The 4,191-nt window shown below is 74.0% G+C and carries 5 protein-coding genes; 4 read left to right on the top strand and 1 reads right to left on the bottom strand.

What is annotated here, in order from left to right:
- Nucleotides 1-198: 198 nt before the first annotated feature.
- Nucleotides 199-1,680: an MFS transporter gene (locus tag ACWEN3_RS42590; protein ID WP_452982951.1), complete on the top strand. Its 1,482-nt coding sequence runs from the start codon at nucleotides 199-201 to the stop codon at nucleotides 1,678-1,680.
- An 11-nt stretch (nucleotides 1,681-1,691) separates the two neighbouring features.
- Here ACWEN3_RS42590 and ACWEN3_RS42585 read toward each other — a convergent pair whose 3' ends face one another.
- Nucleotides 1,692-2,462 carry a LysR family substrate-binding domain-containing protein gene (locus ACWEN3_RS42585; protein ID WP_452982948.1) on the bottom strand — a complete coding sequence of 257 codons (771 nt, stop codon included), beginning with the start codon at nucleotides 2,460-2,462 and terminating at the stop codon, nucleotides 1,692-1,694.
- 58 nt (nucleotides 2,463-2,520) lie between these two features.
- Between ACWEN3_RS42585 and ACWEN3_RS42580 the strand changes: the two genes are divergently transcribed.
- The 3 genes from ACWEN3_RS42580 to ACWEN3_RS42570 form a co-directional block, all read left to right on the top strand.
- Nucleotides 2,521-2,913 (top strand): DUF5997 family protein, encoded by a 393-nt coding sequence (locus ACWEN3_RS42580; RefSeq protein WP_452982946.1) that lies wholly within the window; start codon nucleotides 2,521-2,523, stop codon nucleotides 2,911-2,913.
- Nucleotides 2,914-3,027: 114 nt separating this feature from the next.
- Nucleotides 3,028-3,882, top strand: a complete 855-nt coding sequence (locus ACWEN3_RS42575; protein ID WP_452982943.1) for a DUF4132 domain-containing protein — start codon at nucleotides 3,028-3,030, stop codon at nucleotides 3,880-3,882.
- Nucleotides 3,879-4,191, top strand: a 313-nt coding sequence (locus tag ACWEN3_RS42570) for a hypothetical protein (protein ID WP_452982940.1), incomplete at its 3' end; no start/stop codon positions are given. The genes ACWEN3_RS42575 and ACWEN3_RS42570, both read left to right, overlap by 4 nt.

Below are 4,191 nucleotides of genomic sequence, written 5' to 3'. Positions count from 1 at the left end.
CCTGATGTCCTGCTGCGTGAAGGGGGCGACGACGAAGCCCCGGCGCGGGACCAGTCGGCCTACGCGTGGCTGCGGGACACGGCCGGCCGCTGAACGCGCCCCGGACCTGCCGGTTTGGCGTCGTACACGGCCTGACACCGACGCGCCCTGCGTTCCATCGTTGGTGCGCGGCGCGTCATGGCTGCCTAGCGTGGCCCCATGACCATGGACCAGACCCGGCCGGCCGGCGACGACCGGCGGTGGCAGGCGCTCGGGGTCTGTCTGACGGCGGGCTTCATGACGCTGCTCGACAGCTCGATCGTGAACGTCGCCCTGCCCTCGATGGAGCGCGGCCTGGGCGCCGACACGGCCGACGTGTCCTGGGTCGTCTCGGGCTACGCCCTCACCTTCGGGCTCGCCCTGGTCCCGGCCGGGCGGCTCGGCGACCTGCGCGGGCGGCGGGAGGTGTTCCTGTTCGGGCTCGCCCTGTTCACCCTGGCCTCGGCGGCCTGCGGGCTGGCATCGGGCGCCGGCTGGCTGGTGCTGTTCCGGCTGCTGCAGGGCGTGGCCTCGGGCATCGTGGCCCCGCAGACCACCGGGCTCATCCAGCAGATGTTCCAGGGCGCCGAGCGGGCCCGTGCGTTCGGCATGCTGGGCAGCGTGGTCGGGCTCTCCACGGCGGTCGGCCCGCCCGCCGGCGGGCTGCTGATCCATCTGTTCGGCACCGACGACGGATGGCGCTGGGTGTTCTACGTCAACCTGCCGATCGGGGTGGCCGCGTTCTGCGCGGCGCTGCGCTTCCTGCCGCGCGCCCCGGTGTCGCCGGGACGCCGGGAGGACATCGACCTGCCGGGCGTGCTGCTGCTCGGCGCGGGCGTGCTCGCGCTGATGCTGCCCCTGGTGCAGGAGCAGCAGTGGACGGGACGGCTCAAGTGGGGGCTGCTCCCGGTGGCCGTGGTGCTGCTGGCGGCGTTCTGGGTGTGGGAGCGGCAAAAGGGGCGGCGCGGACAGGCGCCGCTGCTGGACCTGCGGCTGTTCACCCAGCGGTCCTTCTCGCTCGGCGTGCTGCTGAACCTGGTCTACTTCGCGGGTTTCACCACGGTCTTCTTCGTCTACACCCTGTTCCTGCAGAACGGTGTGGCCTACAGCGCGCTCGCGGCTGGCTTCGCCTCCCTGCCCTTCGCGGTCGGTTCGGCGGCCGGGGCGGCCGTGGGCGGCAGGCTGGTCGTCCGTCACGGGCGCAGGCTGGTGATCGTCGGCCTCGGCGGGGTGGCGCTGGGCCTGATCGGGACGATCGGGGCGGTGCAGCTGGTGCCGGGCCCCGGGGTCGGCTGGGCGGCGGCGCTGCCGCTGCTCGTCGCGGGCCTCGGTTCGGGCGTCACGATCTCCCCCAACACCACGCTCACCCTGGCGAGCGTTCCGGTGCAGCGGGCCGGGGCGGCGGGCGGTGTGCTGGTGACGGCGCAGCGCATCGGCTCGGCGGCCGGGATCGCCGCGGTGGGCGCCGTGTACTTCGCGCACCTGGCCAACGAGGGCAGTCCCGCCGTGGCCCTGCAACTGGGCCTGCTCACGGCCGTGGGGATCATCGCGATCGCCCTGGTCGTCGCGGTGGTGGACCTGCGGGAGCGGCGGGTGGAGCCGGTGGTCGCCATTGCCGTGCCGAGCGAGTCGCGTCCGGAGGAACCCGACCCGGCGGCCTGAGACGGCCGCCCCTACGAGCGGCGGCGCGGCTTCCCGCGCTTCGCGGCGGGCTTGCCGCCACCGGTTCGGGCCGGCTTCCCCCGGCCCGCCGGCTTGGCGGCCGCGGGCTTCTGCCGGGCGCCGCTCTGCTCTGCGCGCCCGGGCTTCTTCTCGCTCGCGGGCCTGTCCGTCGTACGGCCGCGCGTGCTGTTGACCGTGCGGCCGCGGACGATGCCGATGAAGTCCTCCACCAGGTCGGTGGTGGCCTCCTGCGGCCAGGACAGGGCGATGCCGGACTGCGGGGCGTCGACGACCGGGCGGTAGGTGAGGTCCCGGCGGTGGTACAGGCGGGCCAGGGACTGCGGGACGACCAGGAGGCCGACGTTCGCCGCCACCAGCTCGACGGCGTCCGGTGTCGTCGCGGGCCGCTCGAAGGCGGGCTCGCCGGGCGGCGCGTCCCAGTCGAAGACGTCGTCGAGGGGGTGGAAGACCACCTCTTCGGCGAGGTCGGCGAGGGTGACCTCGTCCGCGGCCGTGATCAGGTGGTCCTTGGGGACGACGACCACGGTGGTCTCGGTGTAGAGGGGGATCGCGCTGAAGAAGTCGCGGTCGACGGGCAGCCGTACGAGGCCCGCGTCGGCCTCGCCCGCGCGCAGCAGCTCCGGCGCCTCGGCGGCCGGCACCTGGGCGAGGGTGAGCGGGATCTCGGGCAGGCGCTCGTGCCAGATCTTCACCCACTTGGCGGGCGTCACTCCGGGGACGTACGCGAGCCGGAACGACGGTGATTCCTCCGAGCCTGTCACCAGGCCAGGTTACCGGCCGTGGTCGGGGCTCCCGCACCCGGCCGATACCCTTGACCCCATGAGTTCGCAGCAGAGCACCCAGACGATGAAGCCCGCGACCGCGGCCAAGAAGCTGGGTGTGTACCTCCCCGCCACCCCCGCCTCGTTCCAGGAGGGTGTGGTTTCGCGCGCCGACCTGAACGAGCTGCAGGCCAACCCGCCGGAGTGGCTGCGCGAGCTGCGACTCAACGGCCCCCACCCGCGTCCGGTGGTCGCGGCGAAGCTCGGCGTGTCCATCGCCGGTCTCGCGCGCGGCGGGGTCACCGAGCCCCTGACCACCGAGCAGATCGAGGCGCTCAAGCAGGAGCGGCCCGAGTGGCTGGAGAAGGAGCGCGCCACCCAGGCGGAGGTGCGCAAGGAGACCGTGCGGATCAAGAACGCCAAGAAGGAGAAGGACGCCGGGCGCGGCTGATCGTCCCCCCGCGTCCCCGCTCGTCCACAACGCCCCCCGGCGCCCGGGGGGCGTTGTCAGTGGCCTCCCCTAGAGTTCCCGTCACTTGATCACTGCGGGTGCGGGGAGGCACGTATGGGGTGGGTGTCGGCCGGCGACTACGAGGTCGCCCTGGACGGCGGGAAGGTGGTGTGCCGCAACGCCGCCGGACGCCGGCTGAAGACCGTGCCGCCGAAGATCGCCGACGATCCCGCGGTCGTGGGCCTGCGGCAGCTCGTCGAGTGGCTGGAGCGGCACGAACGGCAGTGCCTGGCCGATGTGGAGCGGTGGATGGTCCGCTCGCTGCCGGTGCCGCTGAGCGTCGTCACCCGCGTCTGGCCCGATCCCGCCTGGCAGGCCGCGCTGCGCGACCTCGTCGTCACCGGCGCCGACGGAGAGATCGCCGGGTTCCTGCGGGACGCCGACCCCGAGCGGGGCCTCGGCCTCGTCGACCTCGACGGCGACACCGTCCGCATCGCCCCCGAGCAGGTGCACATCCCGCACCCCGTCCTCCTCGAAGACCTGGAGGAACTGCGGGAGTTCGCCGTCGACCTGGGCGTCGAACAGCGCGCCCAGCAGCTTTTCCGCGAGGTCTGGCAGCGCCCCGCCGCACTCGACGCCGAGGCGACGCAGGTCGAGGAGTACGCGGGCGGGGCCTTCAAGGAACTGCGCTTCCTGCACGGCCGGGCCGCCCAGCTCGGCTACCGCGTGCGCGGCGGCTACGCGGTGTGCTCCGTGGTGGAGGACGGCCGCACCGCCGAGGCCCGCGTCTGGATCGGTGACTACGACACCTACGCGCAGGCCGAGACGGGCCCGCTGGAGTGGGCCGGCGCCGGCGGGCGCGTGCTGAGGCTCGGTCAGGTCGGGCCGGTGGCCTGGTCGGAGGGCGTGCGCATGGCGGCCGCGCTGTACGCGGGGCGGGACATCGAGGACGAGGAGCGGGCGGCATGACGTACGACGAGAGCCGGCTGACCGCGCTGCTGGACGCCGGGGCCGTGCTGCCGCCGGGCAGCACCGCGCGCGAGGACGCCGACAGCCTCACCGTCCGCACCTACACCCACCCCGCCCTGGACGACCGCCGGGTGGTCCGGCTGGTGCCCGGCACCCTGGGCGAGGCCGAGGACCTGGCGCTGGAGTTCCTGGGCCTCGCCCGGGAGGAGGCGACACCGGAGGTCGGGCAGGTGCGCCGGGAGACGCTGGGCTTCCCGGCCTGGGCGCTGGTCAACGACCCTGCGAACGGCCATCACGCGCTCGCCCTGG

This window comes from Streptomyces sp. NPDC004561 (genome assembly GCF_053602155.1).
Note: the sequence above shows the minus strand (reverse complement) of the source record. Positions and strands in the feature narration are given on the sequence as shown.

Excerpts from the sequence above, each read along its gene's own strand:
- ACWEN3_RS42590 (WP_452982951.1), top strand. The coding sequence starts at position 199 with ATGACCATGGACCAGACCCGGCCGGCCGGCGACGACCGGCGGTGGCAG.
- ACWEN3_RS42580 (WP_452982946.1), top strand. The coding sequence starts at position 2,521 with ATGAGTTCGCAGCAGAGCACCCAGACGATGAAGCCCGCGACCGCGGCC.
- ACWEN3_RS42575 (WP_452982943.1), top strand. The coding sequence starts at position 3,028 with ATGGGGTGGGTGTCGGCCGGCGACTACGAGGTCGCCCTGGACGGCGGG.